This window comes from Acinetobacter sp. ANC_7654 (assembly GCF_056779855.1).
In genome coordinates, this window is record NZ_JBWYIR010000009.1 from 41,510 (window position 1) to 57,536 (window position 16,027).

The window sequence follows — 16,027 nt, forward strand, 5'->3', positions numbered from 1 at the left end:
AGCCGAATCAAGACCTTTTGGGTAAGTACTACACGCACGTTGTACGCAACTGGTAGCAATCTACTCTTTTCGATCCCGTCACACCCTTGAGATATATAATAGCGAGACTGCGTCGGGATTAATTTCCTAAGATTAACGAATTTTAGCATCGAATAAAAAAATATTTCATATCACCTTATAAATATAATATTTTTTCCCAAATAGGTTCATTGATACACTTTTTTTAGCGTCTTTTTAGCTAAATATTGCAATTAAAATTCAAGTTGACCTTTCATTTTAGAGACTGGCTTGAATCCAAGATGCAATGCTCCACCACAACATCATGGCAAACATTCCGCACATAAGATTAGCGAGTACTTTTTGTAGTTGAGATAATTCAGATTTATAAATTTTGAGGTTAATTGTATAAGCAATTGCACCGAGTGAACCACCCACAGCACCACCAATAATCAGTAGTAACAACGGCCAGCCTGCCATCATGTGGACTTTAAAAGGAAGTTTTGCGCGGGATTTTTCTTGTACTGTATTCACAGGGTGATCCTATAAGTTTATTTCAGTCTTCAATGAGCTTAAGTGCTATAAATCTAAAGCAAGCTTTAGACCAATGCTGAGCTAAAATAGCTGTAAAATTGATCGTGGTTTTTAAATATTTAAACAATCTCACTTAAAAATCAAAGATATAGTTTATTCAGAAGTCTGTAAATTCAATTCATCCACTGAATAATTTAGATATTTGCTTGAACAAACGTCAGAATGATAAACAATATTACAGCTAAACCCATTAAAGGCTGTTTAGGCGCAATACTGTTAATTAATCTGGCAATTCTCTGAGCACTCAGCATAAATAATAGAAAAATCAGTAGTGTTGGTAGCGAAATCACCCACATTATTATGTAATAGATGACAAATAAGCTTGTCAAAATAAGACTACCTACAAGCCCCATAATAATTGGATGATGCATCCCGCTCGGTTCCAAATGCAGTGTCTGTGCGAGCGTGTTGTATATCTGAACAAATATTGCTGTAAAATTTAATGAAAAAAGATAGTCCATTATTCCTGCAATAAAAGGCGTTACACTTAAAAAAGCAACTTGCTTTGCCATCGAAAGGATCATGTTTTTATGATCAATTGTCCAGGTCAAAGACAACCAAACAAATATACAAGCAACAAATGCAGCGGACAGAAGATGAAGCAAATAAATTTGTGAAGGCCATAATTTTTGGATAACGAGAAATATAATGATAAAAATTATAGATAAGTAACCATGAATCTTCTTCAACAAAAATAAGCCTGATTTTGCATTTGAATCTTTGAGCTTGTGATTCCAATTTGAAAAATTTTTTTCAGTATTTTGTAAAAAACCATCAATCTTTGGATTCTGTCTAATCAGATCACCCAAAAAGTAAAGCCCAATTAAAACTTGAAATAATGCCAATATATTTTTCATTCTTTATCCGAGATTTTTAATACTTCTTTTATAAATTTACTGAGCATCAGCTTGACGCTGCTTTTTCTTTTTGAACCAACGTACTGTCCAAACCACACCAATTAGTAAAACGATTACTACCAATACTGGTATAAAGAATGACAATACGGAAATCACCAATGCGCTGACCCACTCACCTGTAGAAACCACAGGATTTGCCACGCCACCCGTGGTTGCGGTCGAGACACCCCGTGCTGCAACTGTCCCAAGTTGCACTGCTCCTGCTGTTCCACCACCGACGATGATTGCAGCAGCCCAACTTGCAAATTGCGACATTTCGCCAGAGCTGACCGCCATCGTGGTCAGTGTACCCGCCACCAATGCCGCAGGCGTCGCAATAGTATCCAGTAAGTTATCAATCCAAGGAATGTAATACGCCCCGATTTCAAAAATGGTGGCAACACCCAATGCAATACAAACCGATGGCATCGCAAGCCATTCAAAGCCTTTCATCGGTTCAAACCATCCCATGAGGGAGGCAATACTCATCACCAATAAGGGAACAAATACGCGGAAGCCACATGCAGCACTCAATCCTATACCAAGACATAAACCGAGTATTGTTTCCATAGCAAACCTTTTTATTTATATGTTTTTAATTTTCTTAAGGTAACAAAAAAGCCCTATGGTGTAATAGGGCTTTTGTTTAAAACAGTGGTGTCTGTTTTAGTCTGTTTGCTTGAGCGAATTATTTTTTAAATTGATTGCTTAAGCATTTGGTACACGGTGGTAAACGATCAGTACCAATTTCTAAGTAAGCACGATGCCCACATTGAACGCAAAAATAGAAACCTGTTCCCGGTTTAGAGCCAGCTGTAACCATTTTTGTTCTCCGTATAATTTTAGAAATGGTGAAGTCACTATAACGGAGTGTGAATGACTTTTTATTGTCCATTTCGACAGATGATGATGGCGATTGGGCAAAATCAATTACGATACTCTATACCTTCATAAAAAATTTTGAGTACATATTCATCAAAAATATCTAAATCTTCTATTTCTTCAATTAGTTGATCTAATCCTATTTTTAGAAACTCACTCACTACTTTATTAATTTCTAGATCATTATTTTCTAAATCGATTAATCCAGATAAATGTATTTTCTTAGAAATAAAACGTGGCAACCCATATTCTTCCAAAAAGAAAACATTTTTTGGCAAAAATGCATGAGAAACTTTCTCGATAAAGCTATTAATATTTAATTCTTTATCATATTTTTTATTATAAAGAGTTTGTAAAGATTTTAAAAAATTCGACAAATTATAAGTTAATATTTTTTCCATCTTAAAAAAACCATCTATGCCTAAATTATATTGATCCAATTCAGTTAATAATTCAGGAATCGTTTTTTGCCAATTTTCTTTTACAATTAAAGTATATTTGATGATTTCATTATAATTTCCACCCAAACTTGAAGGATGTACTATATTCAAAATATGCCATAAAGAGCTCTCCCAAAACTCCGAACCCGCATTCAATAAATTGATTTTTCGATAGTCCAGTCTCTTTGACAATACAGCATGAGCAATTTTTTGTAGCATGGACTTATTAGAGGTGTCTAAATCCTGAAAAGAAATTAGCTCTGAATATTTTACATCTAAGAGTTTTGCCATTTCTTTTTTGAAAATGATGATTTTTCTCAACTCCTCAGGAGTCAACTCATCGTTCAAATAGTCTTCATCAATCAACAATGACGCTTCATCTTGAAGTGATAAATCTAGTTGTAAATTAACTTCTTTTGGTGGTTTTTCTAATAAAAATGCATTACCAATAAAGTATTTAAACATGCGTCCACTTCTACCCATAATATTTTTATAAGTAAAAAATTTTAAAGAAGAAGTCCCAATTTTATTACTCCATAAAATTATATTTTTCGTACTCGTATTTACACCTTCAATAATAGATGACGTAGAGACCATAAGATCAAGAGGAACTGTTTCATATAAATTAAGTTGAATCTGAGACAATGATCTATGTAAATTACTATTATAAGTACATACACCTTTTTGCACTAAAAAACTAAGTTTCCATGTGGGTGAATAATTCTTTTTTATCCAAGTGGAAAACTCCTTAAGAACCTGATTTTCTTTAGTTTCCATATTTTCAGAAAGTAAAGTTAAGACATTATCTAATGCTGTGTGCGACTTTACATATATTAAAGTCTTACCATCAACTTTTGCTAAGATATCAAATAATGCTTTATTCTTATCATACGTATCATTTATTTTTTCGTAAGTATGTTCAATATCTAATGCAACGGTATTGCAATCAATACTGACAAACTCGACTCCTTTTGTAAAAATATTTTCTGTAAGACTCTGTATATTTGGTGCTAAATAATATCTTTGTTTAGCTATACGTTGAAATTCAAGCATTGCTCTTTGTAAGGTAATACTTCTAGAGTCTTTTTCTTTCTCACTTGCTTTATAAAATTCATCTACTACAAGTAAATCAACTTCCTCTATTACACCTAAATAACTTAAGGCTCTCTCCTGAGGTAAAATCAATATATTCTTTTCTGCCAACTCTATGTCAGATGTAGTTATAATCTTATATTGTCCCCCAAACTTTGGCTGTAATCTTCTTCTAACTTCGTCAGCCAATGCAATCGTAGGAACGATCATCATAACTGTATTGGGATTTTTTAATTGTAGAAATGCATCAACTGTAAAACTTTTTCCAAAACTTGTAGGAGCACTAACTGCTAAATTTTTTCCATTTAACAAACCAGATAAAAGTTTAGATTGCTCTCTATGCAAAACTACTTCTTTTCCTCCGATATCGACTGAGAAAGCATTTAGTACAATAAGTTCTTGCCACGTAGCATAGTCTTTATCTATATAAGGATAGAGTCCTACTTGCCTTAACATGTCATTAAGAGGTGGAATCACGATTTGCTTATTTTCTAAATCCAAATTATCTAAACTGCTAACTAGTCTAATAATTTTATCTATTGCATCTTTTTTATTACCACAAATTAGAAAATCATTGATTACATGTAATTCTTCGAAAGCTTTCATTAATCTTCAGCCTCCGCCTTGTAATATTCAATATTTTTTATAAATCTATCAACTACTTTATCTTTATTAGGCACTGGAAATAATATTAAATGAAATTTAATTAAATGGTAAAAAGGTACATCTTTTAACTTATTGTACTGACTTAAAAAGTATCTATTAGCCTTTTCACAATAAATTGATTTGATTTTAGAAATATATTCTTCATCCAAGAATGTTGTATGCTCAGTTATTTCACACCCATGTATAATCATAATAGGTACATTAATTATATTCTTAATATTATCAATCGAATTTCTTGGGGATAAATCTTTAATGATTCTATCTATTAAATCTTTTTCGATACCCAAACCATTTAAATCACTTAAACCTGTAATAATAGAATTTTCTTTCTTTAATTTTTCTTTTTTTAGAGCTTCACTCAATGAATTTGTAATTTGATAAAAATTTTGCTCATCCAAGCTCGAAAAAAATTTTGCCTCACCAAACCATAAGCTATAGTCATTGCCATCAACTATAATATGAACACTATCTGCACCTTTTGCATTATCTTGACTATTTTGTTTGTAATATATTTTAGGGACCACAGGTAGAGCACCATAGTGATGCTTCATAATTGCATAAAGCATGATTTCTGCTATTTCACTGCCTCGACCAATCTTGTCAGTAGGATCTGATAATCTTAACTTTTTGGCAGATTCTATTAGCTTTTCTTGACTTTTATCAAACAAAGCTTCTCTTTCATTTTGATTCAAAGCTGTTTCAGCAATATTATTCCAAATAAAGTTAAAGAACTTACTTGACCGCCATTTTCCATCCTCAAAATCATTGATAAATGAAACAATTTTTTTATTATCCTTAATTACTATTTTATCGTTTTCACATATATTTAAAAAATCATCAGATACTAAGACATCAAAATCCATATCCATTCCAAAAAAAATGCCCCAACACAAAGTTAGAGCATTTTGTAATCACTTACAATGTTTTACGTAACATTCCCTTCTAAAAAGTCCTGTGCAAAGCGTTGTAATACCCCACCCGCTTCATACACAGAAACCTCTTCTTCGGTATCCAAACGGCACGTTACAGGAACTTCAATCGTTTGATTTTTACCATCCGCCGTTGAGCGCTCAATAACTAAAGTCAAAGTCGAACGTGGCGCAATATTACCAATCACGCTATACAGTTCTGTACCATCCAAACCTAAAGTTTTACGGTCAGTTCCTGCTTTAAACTCAAGTGGTAACACGCCCATACCCACTAAGTTAGTACGATGGATACGCTCAAAACCTTCTGCCACAATCGCCTCTACACCTGCAAGGCGTACACCTTTTGCAGCCCAGTCACGGCTAGAACCTTGTCCGTAATCTTTCCCTGCAATAATAATTAAAGGCTGTTTACGGTTCATGTAGGTTTCAATCGCTTCCCACATACGCATCACTTCGCCTTCAGGCTCTACACGCGCTTTAGACCCTTGCTTAATCGTACCGTCCGAACGTACCACCATTTCGTTAAACAGTTTCGGGTTGGCAAAGGTCGCACGTTGTGCCGTTAAGTGGTCCCCACGGTGCGTTGCGTATGAGTTAAAGTCTTCCTCAGGAACGCCCATTTTATGTAGATATTCACCTGCTGCCGAATCCATCATAATCGCATTCGATGGTGATAAATGATCCGTTGTAATGTTATCGCCTAAAATCGCAAGCGGACGCATATTGGCTAAAGTGCGTGGTGCAGCAAGTGCGCCTTCCCAATATGGCGGACGGCGGATATAAGTACTTTGCGGACGCCAATCATACAATGGGCTTGCCGCTTGAACTTTCTCACCCAAATCAAACATTGGGATATACACTTTCTTAAATTGCTCAGGTTTTACCGCAACTTTTACCAGTGCATCAATTTCTTCATCAGATGGCCAAATGTCTTTGAGGTAAATTGGGTTGCCATCTTTATCATGACCTAAAGCATCCGTTTCAATATCAAAACGAATCGTACCTGCAATGGCATATGCAACTACGAGCGGAGGCGATGCCAAGAATGCTTGTTTTGCATACGGGTGGATACGACCATCGAAGTTACGGTTACCTGATAAAACAGCCGTTGCGTAGAGGTCACGGTCGATAATTTCTTGCTGGATTTTTGGATCTAACGCACCTGACATCCCGTTACATGTGGTACATGCATACGCCACAATACCAAAACCGAGTTTTTCTAAATCACCGAGTACACCTGCTTCTTCTAAATACAATGCTGCGGCTTTAGAACCCGGTGCAAAAGATGATTTCACCCACGGCTTACGCACTAAGCCTAACTCATTCGCTTTACGAGCAAGCAAGCCTGCTGCCACTGTATTACGTGGGTTTGATGTATTGGTACATGATGTAATTGCAGCGATGATGATTGCACCATCAGGCATTAAGCCTTCTGCTTCTTGAGCACGTGCTGCTTCTAAATTGCCTGCAATGCCTTTCGCTTTTAAATCACTTGTAGATACACGTGCATGTGGGTTTGATGGCCCTGCAATGTTACGAGTTACGGTTGATAAATCAAAACGAAGTACACGTGGGTACTCAGCTTTGGTCATATCACTTGCCCAAAGACCAATTTCTTTGGCATAGTTTTCTACAAGTTTCACTTGCTCAGGCTCACGACCTGTAAGCGTTAAATAATCAATGGTGTTTTGGTCAATATAGAACATCGCAGCCGTTGCACCATATTCAGGGGTCATATTCGAGATCGTTGCACGGTCACCAATCGACATGGTGTCCGCACCTTCGCCAAAGAACTCTAAATATGCACCAACTACACGCTCTTTACGCAAGAACTCAGTTAAAGCCAATACGATATCAGTGGCAGTAATACCCGGTTTACGCTGACCAACAAGCTCTACACCAATGATGTCAGGTAAACGCATCCAAGATGCACGACCAAGCATCACGTTTTCAGCTTCTAAGCCGCCGACACCAATTGAGATCACACCTAACGCATCGGTATGTGGGGTATGTGAATCAGTACCCACACACGTATCAGGGAAAGCCACGCCACCACGGTTTTGAATCACTGGAGACATTTTCTCCAAGTTGATTTGGTGCATGATGCCGTTACCCGCAGGGATTACATCGACATTTTCAAAAGCGGTTTTTGTCCACTCAATAAAATGGAAACGGTCTTCATTACGACGATCTTCCACCGCACGGTTTTTCTCAAATGCATCAGGATCAAAACCACCGTACTCGACTGCGAGTGAGTGATCGACAATCAGCTGAGTTGGTACCACGGGATTGACTTTAGATGGGTCTCCACCTTGATCGGCAATCGCATCACGCAAACCTGCAAGGTCCACCAATGCTGTTTGACCTAAAATATCGTGGCAGACCACACGTGCTGGATACCAAGGGAAATCGTGGTCTTGTTTATTAAAGATTAATTCTTTAAGAGACTGCTCTAAAATTGCAGGATCGCAACGGCGTACCAATTGCTCTGCAAGCACTTTAGAAGTATATGGGAGTTTTGCGTATGCGCCTGGCTGAATATCCTCAACGGCTTGACGCACATCATAATATTCGAGCTGGGTACCTTGCAGTGGTTTACGGTAGTTGTTATTCATCGCGTTCCTGCCTTGCCTTGAGCATCTTTTTTCTAAACTTTCTAAACATTTTGTTGTTGATGAGACTTCATCATTTGTGTTGGCATAGTACACTGCTGAAAGTCCATTTCCCAAATCTTATATATTTCATACATTTAGGTGTAAAAAACAGGGTTTTTGAAATATTTTGTTTCAAATAACGCAGTTAAATTAGCAGTTATGTGCTTTTTTTTGAAAAATAGTGGAAAATTGGGATAATTCTTTAGTATTAGATTCAGATTCGAGCATAGAAAATGAACAATTTATCTTTCTCCTCATTTACGCTTAATGGCGTGGATGCTCAAAAATTTTTACAAGGTCAAGTGACGTTGCATGTTGAACGCCTTGAAGAAAATATCACGCGCTACACAGCAATTTGTGATTTAAAAGGTCGAATTCACTTTGGTTTATGGCTAACAAAGCTGAATCCTGAAAGCTTTGTCATTGTCACCACTCAAGATCAAGCTGAAGAATTTTCTAAACACATTAAAAAATTTGGTGCTTTTTCCAAAATGAAACTTGAAGAATCAGGTCAGGTCTATCCTACGCTTCAAGGTGACACCACAACGTTCTCAGCAGAAGTAACAGATATTGCCGCTTGGCAAGTTCAAGCTATTCAACATGGTCAAGCTTACATTGATCAAGTCATAGAACACGTGTTCCAACCCCAAGAACTTCGTTTACATCAACGTGAAGGCGTTCACTATGACAAGGGTTGTTACTTGGGTCAGGAAGTGATTGCACGTTTATGGTTTAAAGCTAAACCGAAAGCGTGGTTACATTTAATTCAGGGTACAGGTGCTGTACCTGCAGAAGCTGAACAACTCGATAAAAGTGTACAAGTCGTCAATAGTGCGCCTTTCGAAAACGGTTATATCGCTTTGGTGGTGGCACGTCCTGAAGCATTAGCAGAGTTAGACGTGACTGTTTTAGATTTGCCTGAGTATTTAAATGGTGATGTGGCTAGACCACAGTAAGCTTGAAATAATTATTGAAATACTAATTTAGACGACATAAAGGAAGAATGCCAAACTAATCAATATGACAGTTTGGTATTCTTCATGAAATCTAAATCCCTATTTTTTTATATCTAAAATTAGATCTTTTGAAGATGCGACTAAAATCCTTTTCACTTCAAAGTCAGTTCTTTATCATTTTTTTCGCGGAAAATCATAATCTCCCCACTTACTGGTTTTGAGGCCCATACCATGTAAACCCTCAACCAACTTAACCGCAGCACGTACACCATCAATAATCGGGATATTCAGCTCTGCACTAACTCGCTCTGCCATTTCAGCCATGCCTCCACAACCCAGTACAATCGCGCCAATTCCATCATTATTTTTAGCTTGAGTACAGCTCACTAAAAGTTGTTGATACGCAAAATCAGGATCTTGCTCTAAAGCCAAAACAGGTAAATCAATACAACGTATTTGAGCACAATGATCTCTAAACCCATACTCATTCAATAAATGCTCAGCGATGATTTTCGTCCGTGCCAATGTAGTGACAATTGAAAACTTGGTCGCGACCAAGGTCGCCATATGAAATGCAGCTTCAGCAATTCCTATTACAGGTGCTTCGGCAAGTTCACGTGCTGCATGTAAGGCAGGGTCACCAAAACACGCAATAATATGACCATCAACGTTTAATTCTTTACCTTGTTGGATTAAATCCAAAACACCGATGGCAGATATTGCTTCATCATAATGCCCCTCAATTGAGGCTACGCCCTTTTTTGGACATACTGCTAAGATTTCTGTACCCATATTTGCTACATTTTGGGCTGCTTGACCAATAACTTCTGTCATTGCAGCACTCGTATTGGGATTGATCACTTGAATTTTTAGAGACATAAGATCGTTACACTTTGAATTTCATAAGAAAATATTAGTTTTTTTATCAACAAAAAATTGCAATAAAAAATTGAACATAAAGATCTAGCAATTTTCAAACCAAAAGAGAAATATAAAATATTTTATTAAATAACAATATCTTATATTTATTATTTTATCATTTGGCATAGTTTCTGCTCAGAACAAAGTAGCGAAACAATGTGAATATTAAAATGAATCAAGAAAATTATAGTCCTAAATTAACCAATGCCGATCTTGCACCCGCAAAACAAAATTGGTCTTGGTACAACATTTTTTCATTTTGGATGTCTGATGTTCATAGTATGGGGGGATATGTCGTAGCTGCGAGTTTATTCGCACTCGGTCTTGCAAGCTGGCAAGTGTTTATCGCCTTAATTGTCGGTATTGTAATTGTACAAATTGCTGCAAATTTAGTCGCAAAACCCAGCCAAGTCTCTGGCGTACCTTATGCGGTCATCGCAAGACAATCCTTTGGTGTGTTCGGGGCAAATATCCCCGCACTTATTCGGGGAATCATTGCCTTAGCATGGTACGGTATTCAAACTTGGCTCGCTTCAAATGCACTCATGATCGTCGCGCTCAAGTTTTTCCCAAGCTTGATACCTTTATCAGAAATCAGTTTTGCAGGACTTTCAGCGATTGGTTGGATCTGTTTTGGATTGATGTGGGTTTTACAGGCTTTAGTCTTTTGGAAAGGAATGAATGCGATTCGTATATTTATTGATTGGGCTGGACCATTAGTATATGTGGTCATGTTTGCGCTTGCAGCTTGGTTAGTTGCACAAGTGGGCTGGTCAAATATTTCTTTCAATTTAGGCTCGAAAACGCTCACCACCTCTGAACAAGTTACACAAACCATTATTGCAATTGCTTTGGTCGTTTCTTATTTTTCAGGTCCTTTACTCAATTTTGGTGATTTTTCGCGTTATGGAAAATCAATGCAACAGGTTAAAAAAGGTAATTTCTGGGGACTTCCATTTAACTTTATTTTCTTCTCATTAATCACTGTGATAATTGTTTCAGGAACTTATAGCTTATTCGGCAAAATGGTGACTGACCCGCTAGAAACAGTCGCAATGATTGATAATACTTTCGCAGTTGTTTTGGGCTTATTAACAGTATTGACTGCCACTATTGGTATTAATATCGTGGCGAATTTCGTTTCTGCTGGGTTTGATTTTTCTAATATTTTCCCACAGAAACTCAGTTTTAGAAGTGCCGGTATGATCGCAGCGGTCGGTTCAGTTCTCATTACACCTTGGAATTTATTTAACTCTCCTGAACTGATTCATTATACCCTCGATGTATTGGCTGCATTTATTGGTCCTTTATTCGGGATATTAATTGCCGATTTCTATTTTGTTAAAAAACAGCAAGTGATTGTTGAGGATCTTTTTAACGACAAAAAGGATGGCGCATATTGGTATCGAAATGGATTTAATCCAAAAGCAATTGGGGCACTTGCACCAGCTGTTGTGATTTGCTTGACGTTTACCCTTGTACCTTTGTTGCAAGTTTTAGCACCATTTAACTGGTTCATCGGTGCATTTTTAGGTGGAACGTTCTACTATTTCCTCGCTCGAGATGCAAAACAAAAAGTCCACGTCACCAAGAAAAAAGTAGCTTAATTAGAAAGCCTCCTTAACGGAGGCTTTTTTAATCTAAGAGTTATCAAACCCCAAATGCAATTTACTCAATCTTCTCAATCATCTTTTTAGAAACATATTTTTGATAAAACAATAGAGTCAAAATCACCAACACTGCACAGCACAAGTACATAAATTCAAAGCTCCATTGTGCGATAACTAATCCCATTACAACTGAACCAACTGCCAGACCAATATCAAAACAAATAAAGAATGTTGATATTGCATGCCCCATCCGTTGTTTATCTACAGTTTGAATGGTGAGCGTTTGCAAACAAGGAAATACTGAGCCATATCCAATTCCAATAAAAATTGCAGATAACCACAACATCCATTGATTATTGACTAATGTTACGACCACAAGCCCAATCGCAAAAAATATAAAAGAAGGAACGATAACAGCACTCGGACCTTGACGATCATAAATTTTACCAACCCAAGGTCTTACAATTAACATCGACGCCGCAAACAATATAAAAAATACACTGGTGTACGCCAGCAGTTGTTTGCTCTCACTATAAACCGTAATAAAACTGGTAATACTCGAGTAAGCAAAAGCTGTAAGTAAAGCAACACCACTTACAGCAAAAACTTTAGGCTCAAGAAAATCGTCTAGCTTAAATCCTTTTTTATTCATTTTATGTTGCTGAGGTATCTGATTCGCTGGAATATTTAATAACCAGCTAAAAATTAGACCTACACTGATGAGCACCGCGAGAGCACCGAATAAAATTTGGAAGCTATAAAATTGAATCGTGGTAAGCGCAATTAACGGTCCAAATACCACACCTAGGTTAGTGGACATCACATAATAGCCCATGCCTTCACCTTTACGATGCTCAGGAATAAAGTCATTCGCGACTGGAACAGCCACAGTGGTCAACACACTAAACCATATCCCATGTAAAAATCGTATAAGCAACAATGACCACATGTTATCAATGAATAAATAAGCAAATGCAAAGACCGCAAAAAACGTGCTCGATCCACGCATAGTGAGTCGCTTACCCATTTTTTGAATGATCATGCCTGAAAATGGTCGTACTGCTATTGATGAGGCGAGAAAAAGCGTTAACGCTAATCCTGCTTCTTCAACTGATCCCGCTAAGTCCTTCACAATGTAAATCGGAAGGACAGCCAACATGGCAAAGTAGTAAATAAAAACAAATAAATTATTTAATACACACAAGATAAATGAACGATTCCAAAGTCGTTCGACGGTTACACTCATGAAAATCTACTCTTGTCGCATTAATGTTTAGGCGTGAGGGCGTAATGGATCTAAACTCAGTTTGACCAATTGACGGATATAGTGCTCATCAGGCAAATGATTAAAGAAAATAATTTGGTAATGAATAGGACCATAGAGTCGATCAAGCACCAAATCATAGTGATCATGTTCAATCAGCTCCCCCGCCTCAATCGCCTGTTGGATCAGTTGATGCAGTTGAACTCGTTTAGGTAATAAATATTGCTTGAAGAATGTTGCAGCCAATTCACGATGATTCGCCATAACCACCAACATTGCACGTCCCACTGGATGATCTAAAGCCTTAGCCAAACGAAGCAATTGTTGATTAAGATTTTGTTCAAGGTCGAGTTCTGGATCAAACTCAAAAATTGAGAGTGTGAGCTCCTTAAACGTGTCTAGAACCAATTCAGATTTATGTGACCACCATCGATAAATAGTCGACTTTCCCACCCCAGCACGTGAAGCAATGTCTTCTACTGTCAGTTGGTGATATTCCACTTCATTCAAAGCCTGTTTGACTGAAGCTAAAATACATGATCGGCGTCGTGCACTTTTGTCTTTGCTTGTCATGAAATCCCCAAATAAAACGATACGTTTCGTATCGTTTTATAATAAAGAGTTTTTATTGATAAAGATATGAAAATAAGACCAAGGCATTAGATAGAATAGATTTTAACTCTCAATCGATTGAGAGATGACTCATAAAAAAACCTCCTATATCGCTAGGAGGTTTATTCTAAAAGCCATGAAATAGTTTATTCATATCCTTCACCACATAATCTTTAAAATGAAATGCTCTCGCGTGTTTAGCATCAAACTTTACGGTTAAATCACCTTTTTGGAATACATACACTCGATTCTCCTGACTCACCAAATACTGCTCGCCAAGTTTCAATAAGAGCGCATCTATCTTTTGATCATCTGGGATTGAATCATCTTGAAAAACTTTATCGTAATTACGTTTAATGCCTTTTATAAACATCGTTGACCACCTCATTGCACAATGCGTATTTAAGCAAAACCATTGAAGAACTACTAGTGCATTAAAATTTTGGTTAAATCCATATATTCAAGGCTGAACAACATAAATCCAGTATCGTTTATATGCACACATTGCAATAATCACACTTTATTCACAAAGCGAAGCTAAATTTGAAGGATGTATACATATTCTATATTTACATTCACATAATTCGGACTATGATTAAATGGTATAAAACTCTATTTACATCAAATAAATAGGGTTGCTTTTAAGATAGGTATAAAACAATTATGAAAAAAATATTATGTGGTGCTTTACTCGCTGTTGCCACCTCATTTAGCTTCGCTGCCGCACCAGTCGATCCTGCATTCAGCAAAGTACAGGAACTGATTCAAGCAAAGAATTACAATGCGGCCTACCAAGAACTTGAACGCTTATCAAAAGCTGGGAATCCTCAAGCGACTTATAACTTGGCATATCTGACCCAAGCTGGTCAAGGAACCAAACAAGACAACAAAAAAGCAGTACAACTTTATGAACAAGCTGGCACTGCAGGCTATCCTCTAGCCAATTATGTATTGGCGCAAAACTATGCCACTGGTGGCTTGGGTCTGACCAAAAATGAAAAAAAATCTCGTGAATACCTAGATAAAGCTGCAGCTCAAGGTTTTGAAGATGCGATTGTTGAATCTGCGGTTCTGCTGTTCTCTGAAGGTAAAGAACAATCTGATAAGCTCGCGTTACAAAAACTTGATCCTTTAATTAAGAAAGGAAGTTATCCAGCCATTCATGCTCGTGCTTTATACGATATTTCATTAGGCTTCAAAACCAAAACTGAAGCGCCTGTGAAAAAAGGTTTAGCGAGCATTCAAGATTTAGGTAAAAAAGGATACATCCCTGCGCTTATGGCCATTGGTAACATGTTCGTAAACGGAAATATCGTTCCGCAAAACCTACCTGAGGCAAAAAAAATATTTAGTGCTTTAGCAGATGAAAATATTCCTCAAGCCAAAGAAAATCTAGCGATCGTGAACAAACTGATTGCTGAGAATGCAAAAAAACCTGCAGCAAATACGAAAGCTAAATCTTAAGCATTAATTTAAATTTTAAACCGATGCTCAAAAACAAAAACCCTATCGCAAGATAGGGTTTTCTTATATGAAAAGGATATTTATGATTACATTCTAAGTTTTATTCAATTACCACCATAAAATAATTAATCCAGCAGTCACAATAAATCCAATCACTGTACTCATCAATAAAGGTGTAATTGCACGATCATTGAGTCCATATGCTTGTCCCAACATTCCAAATAATGCAGGTGTAGGTAAAGCTGCAATCAATGTCCCTACATACACGATATCCATCGGTGCTTGAGCAATAAATCGTAGAGTCAAATACATGAGTATTGGAAAAATAAAGTTGGATGATAGAACAATATAAAGACTCTGCTGGTTGACATATTTTAAGGTTAAACCTGCGACGCTCCCGCCAATCACAAATAACGCCAAAGGAGATGCCGTCTGACCAATCATTAAGAAAACTTGATCTATATAATGCGGCAGTTTAACCTGAAAAACCGCGCACAAAATTCCGATTACCACACCAATAAACAATGGATTTTTACATAAGTTTATAAAGTTATTTTTTAATGTATTGAGTACTGCTTGCTGATTTTGAGCTTGCAAGCCCGCAATAAATAAAGCTGCTGGAACAAGAAAAACACTTTCGATAATTACAATTAAAGAAGTAAAAGCAAGCGCAATATGACCAATCAATAGACTTAAAATGGCCGTACCAAGTAGTCCAGTATTAGACATTGACGCTCCAATCGAGAGGATGGCAGCATCACTTAAATTGTTTTTAAAATGCTTTACCAAAATCCCTAAAGCGATTGCAAATACAAAGGCGGTCACCACAATATAACTGTAAAAAAGTTCAGGTTGCCATATCGCATCAAGATCTTTTGATGAAAGCGCTTGTAAAAATAGAGCAGGTAAAGCGACTCGAATGACGAATGTACCGACAATGGAGACTTGCTCTTTGCTAATTAAATTCAGTTTAACCGAAGCATATCCCGAAAAAAGCAGTAAAAAAATCGGAATAATGACCGATAAAACCATGACTTAGCATCCCTAGCT

At 36.9% G+C, this 16,027-nt stretch carries 15 protein-coding genes; 3 read left to right on the forward strand and 12 right to left on the reverse strand.

Going from position 1 to position 16,027, the window contains the following annotated elements; translation table 11 throughout:
• Window positions 1–276 precede the first annotated feature (276 nt).
• From AC1M86_RS10560 to acnD, 7 genes are all read right to left on the reverse strand, one after another.
• Window positions 277–480 carry a hypothetical protein gene (locus AC1M86_RS10560; RefSeq protein ID WP_481607951.1) on the reverse strand — a complete coding sequence of 68 codons (204 nt, stop codon included), beginning with the start codon at window positions 478–480 and terminating at the stop codon, window positions 277–279.
• A 245-nt stretch (window positions 481–725) separates the two neighbouring features.
• Entirely contained in the window at window positions 726–1,448 is a 723-nt protein-coding gene (locus AC1M86_RS10565; RefSeq protein WP_481593566.1) for a hypothetical protein, read from the reverse strand.
• Between the two features lie 36 nt (window positions 1,449–1,484).
• Window positions 1,485–2,057: a DUF4126 domain-containing protein gene (locus tag AC1M86_RS10570; RefSeq protein WP_481593565.1), complete on the reverse strand. Its 573-nt coding sequence runs from the start codon at window positions 2,055–2,057 to the stop codon at window positions 1,485–1,487.
• Window positions 2,058–2,175: 118 nt separating this feature from the next.
• Window positions 2,176–2,382 carry a zinc ribbon-containing protein gene (locus AC1M86_RS10575; RefSeq protein ID WP_481596079.1) on the reverse strand — a complete coding sequence of 69 codons (207 nt, stop codon included), beginning with the start codon at window positions 2,380–2,382 and terminating at the stop codon, window positions 2,176–2,178.
• Between the two features lie 31 nt (window positions 2,383–2,413).
• Window positions 2,414–4,507 (reverse strand): DEAD/DEAH box helicase, encoded by a 2,094-nt coding sequence (locus AC1M86_RS10580; RefSeq protein WP_481607913.1) that lies wholly within the window; start codon window positions 4,505–4,507, stop codon window positions 2,414–2,416.
• Complete coding sequence (locus AC1M86_RS10585) at window positions 4,507–5,430, reverse strand: HamA C-terminal domain-containing protein (RefSeq protein ID WP_481607914.1); 924 nt, start codon at window positions 5,428–5,430, stop codon at window positions 4,507–4,509. The genes AC1M86_RS10580 and AC1M86_RS10585 overlap by 1 nt, the downstream gene beginning before the upstream one ends.
• 62 nt (window positions 5,431–5,492) lie before the next feature.
• Window positions 5,493–8,111: a Fe/S-dependent 2-methylisocitrate dehydratase AcnD gene (gene acnD / locus AC1M86_RS10590; RefSeq protein WP_481607915.1), complete on the reverse strand. Its 2,619-nt coding sequence runs from the start codon at window positions 8,109–8,111 to the stop codon at window positions 5,493–5,495.
• A gap of 272 nt (window positions 8,112–8,383) precedes the next feature.
• On the opposite strand from acnD, the gene ygfZ reads away from it, so the two are divergent.
• Entirely contained in the window at window positions 8,384–9,106 is a 723-nt protein-coding gene (ygfZ, locus tag AC1M86_RS10595) for a CAF17-like 4Fe-4S cluster assembly/insertion protein YgfZ (protein WP_481587203.1), read from the forward strand.
• A 174-nt stretch (window positions 9,107–9,280) separates the two neighbouring features.
• Here the strand turns inward: ygfZ and AC1M86_RS10600 are convergent, their stop codons facing one another.
• Window positions 9,281–9,985, reverse strand: coding sequence for an aspartate/glutamate racemase family protein (locus AC1M86_RS10600; protein WP_481587202.1), 705 nt, complete (start codon window positions 9,983–9,985; stop codon window positions 9,281–9,283).
• Window positions 9,986–10,197: 212 nt separating this feature from the next.
• Between AC1M86_RS10600 and AC1M86_RS10605 the strand changes: the two genes are divergently transcribed.
• Complete coding sequence (locus AC1M86_RS10605) at window positions 10,198–11,634, forward strand: NCS1 family nucleobase:cation symporter-1 (RefSeq protein WP_481607916.1); 1,437 nt, start codon at window positions 10,198–10,200, stop codon at window positions 11,632–11,634.
• A 61-nt stretch (window positions 11,635–11,695) separates the two neighbouring features.
• Here AC1M86_RS10605 and AC1M86_RS10610 read toward each other — a convergent pair whose 3' ends face one another.
• The 3 genes from AC1M86_RS10610 to AC1M86_RS10620 all read right to left on the reverse strand — a co-directional run bounded on the left by AC1M86_RS10610 (window position 11,696) and on the right by AC1M86_RS10620 (window position 13,886).
• Window positions 11,696–12,883: an MFS transporter gene (locus tag AC1M86_RS10610; RefSeq protein ID WP_481607917.1), complete on the reverse strand. Its 1,188-nt coding sequence runs from the start codon at window positions 12,881–12,883 to the stop codon at window positions 11,696–11,698.
• Window positions 12,884–12,910: 27 nt separating this feature from the next.
• On the reverse strand, window positions 12,911–13,474 hold the full coding sequence (locus AC1M86_RS10615; protein WP_481587200.1) for a TetR/AcrR family transcriptional regulator: 564 nt from the start codon (window positions 13,472–13,474) through the stop codon (window positions 12,911–12,913).
• 166 nt (window positions 13,475–13,640) lie between these two features.
• Window positions 13,641–13,886, reverse strand: a complete 246-nt coding sequence (locus tag AC1M86_RS10620) for a hypothetical protein (protein WP_481587199.1) — start codon at window positions 13,884–13,886, stop codon at window positions 13,641–13,643.
• 290 nt (window positions 13,887–14,176) lie between these two features.
• Between AC1M86_RS10620 and AC1M86_RS10625 the strand changes: the two genes are divergently transcribed.
• Window positions 14,177–14,977 (forward strand): tetratricopeptide repeat protein, encoded by an 801-nt coding sequence (locus AC1M86_RS10625; RefSeq protein ID WP_092767509.1) that lies wholly within the window; start codon window positions 14,177–14,179, stop codon window positions 14,975–14,977.
• Between the two features lie 108 nt (window positions 14,978–15,085).
• Here the strand turns inward: AC1M86_RS10625 and AC1M86_RS10630 are convergent, their stop codons facing one another.
• Complete coding sequence (locus AC1M86_RS10630) at window positions 15,086–16,009, reverse strand: AEC family transporter (RefSeq protein WP_481607918.1); 924 nt, start codon at window positions 16,007–16,009, stop codon at window positions 15,086–15,088.
• Window positions 16,010–16,027: the final 18 nt, after the last annotated feature.

What these genes read in the sequence shown, in the direction of transcription:
- AC1M86_RS10565 (WP_481593566.1), bottom strand. Translation starts at nt 1,448, where the DNA reads ATGAAAAATATATTGGCATTATTTCAAGTTTTAATTGGGCTTTACTTT.
- AC1M86_RS10625 (WP_092767509.1), top strand. Translation starts at nt 14,177, where the DNA reads ATGAAAAAAATATTATGTGGTGCTTTACTCGCTGTTGCCACCTCATTT.
- AC1M86_RS10610 (WP_481607917.1), bottom strand. Translation starts at nt 12,883, where the DNA reads ATGAGTGTAACCGTCGAACGACTTTGGAATCGTTCATTTATCTTGTGT.
- AC1M86_RS10605 (WP_481607916.1), top strand. Translation starts at nt 10,198, where the DNA reads ATGAATCAAGAAAATTATAGTCCTAAATTAACCAATGCCGATCTTGCA.
- AC1M86_RS10580 (WP_481607913.1), bottom strand. Translation starts at nt 4,507, where the DNA reads ATGAAAGCTTTCGAAGAATTACATGTAATCAATGATTTTCTAATTTGT.
- AC1M86_RS10585 (WP_481607914.1), bottom strand. Translation starts at nt 5,430, where the DNA reads ATGGATTTTGATGTCTTAGTATCTGATGATTTTTTAAATATATGTGAA.
- ygfZ (WP_481587203.1), top strand. Translation starts at nt 8,384, where the DNA reads ATGAACAATTTATCTTTCTCCTCATTTACGCTTAATGGCGTGGATGCT.
- AC1M86_RS10615 (WP_481587200.1), bottom strand. Translation starts at nt 13,474, where the DNA reads ATGACAAGCAAAGACAAAAGTGCACGACGCCGATCATGTATTTTAGCT.
- AC1M86_RS10570 (WP_481593565.1), bottom strand. Translation starts at nt 2,057, where the DNA reads ATGGAAACAATACTCGGTTTATGTCTTGGTATAGGATTGAGTGCTGCA.
- acnD (WP_481607915.1), bottom strand. Translation starts at nt 8,111, where the DNA reads ATGAATAACAACTACCGTAAACCACTGCAAGGTACCCAGCTCGAATAT.
- AC1M86_RS10620 (WP_481587199.1), bottom strand. Translation starts at nt 13,886, where the DNA reads ATGTTTATAAAAGGCATTAAACGTAATTACGATAAAGTTTTTCAAGAT.
- AC1M86_RS10630 (WP_481607918.1), bottom strand. Translation starts at nt 16,009, where the DNA reads ATGGTTTTATCGGTCATTATTCCGATTTTTTTACTGCTTTTTTCGGGA.
- AC1M86_RS10575 (WP_481596079.1), bottom strand. Translation starts at nt 2,382, where the DNA reads ATGGACAATAAAAAGTCATTCACACTCCGTTATAGTGACTTCACCATT.
- AC1M86_RS10600 (WP_481587202.1), bottom strand. Translation starts at nt 9,985, where the DNA reads ATGTCTCTAAAAATTCAAGTGATCAATCCCAATACGAGTGCTGCAATG.
- AC1M86_RS10560 (WP_481607951.1), bottom strand. Translation starts at nt 480, where the DNA reads ATGATGGCAGGCTGGCCGTTGTTACTACTGATTATTGGTGGTGCTGTG.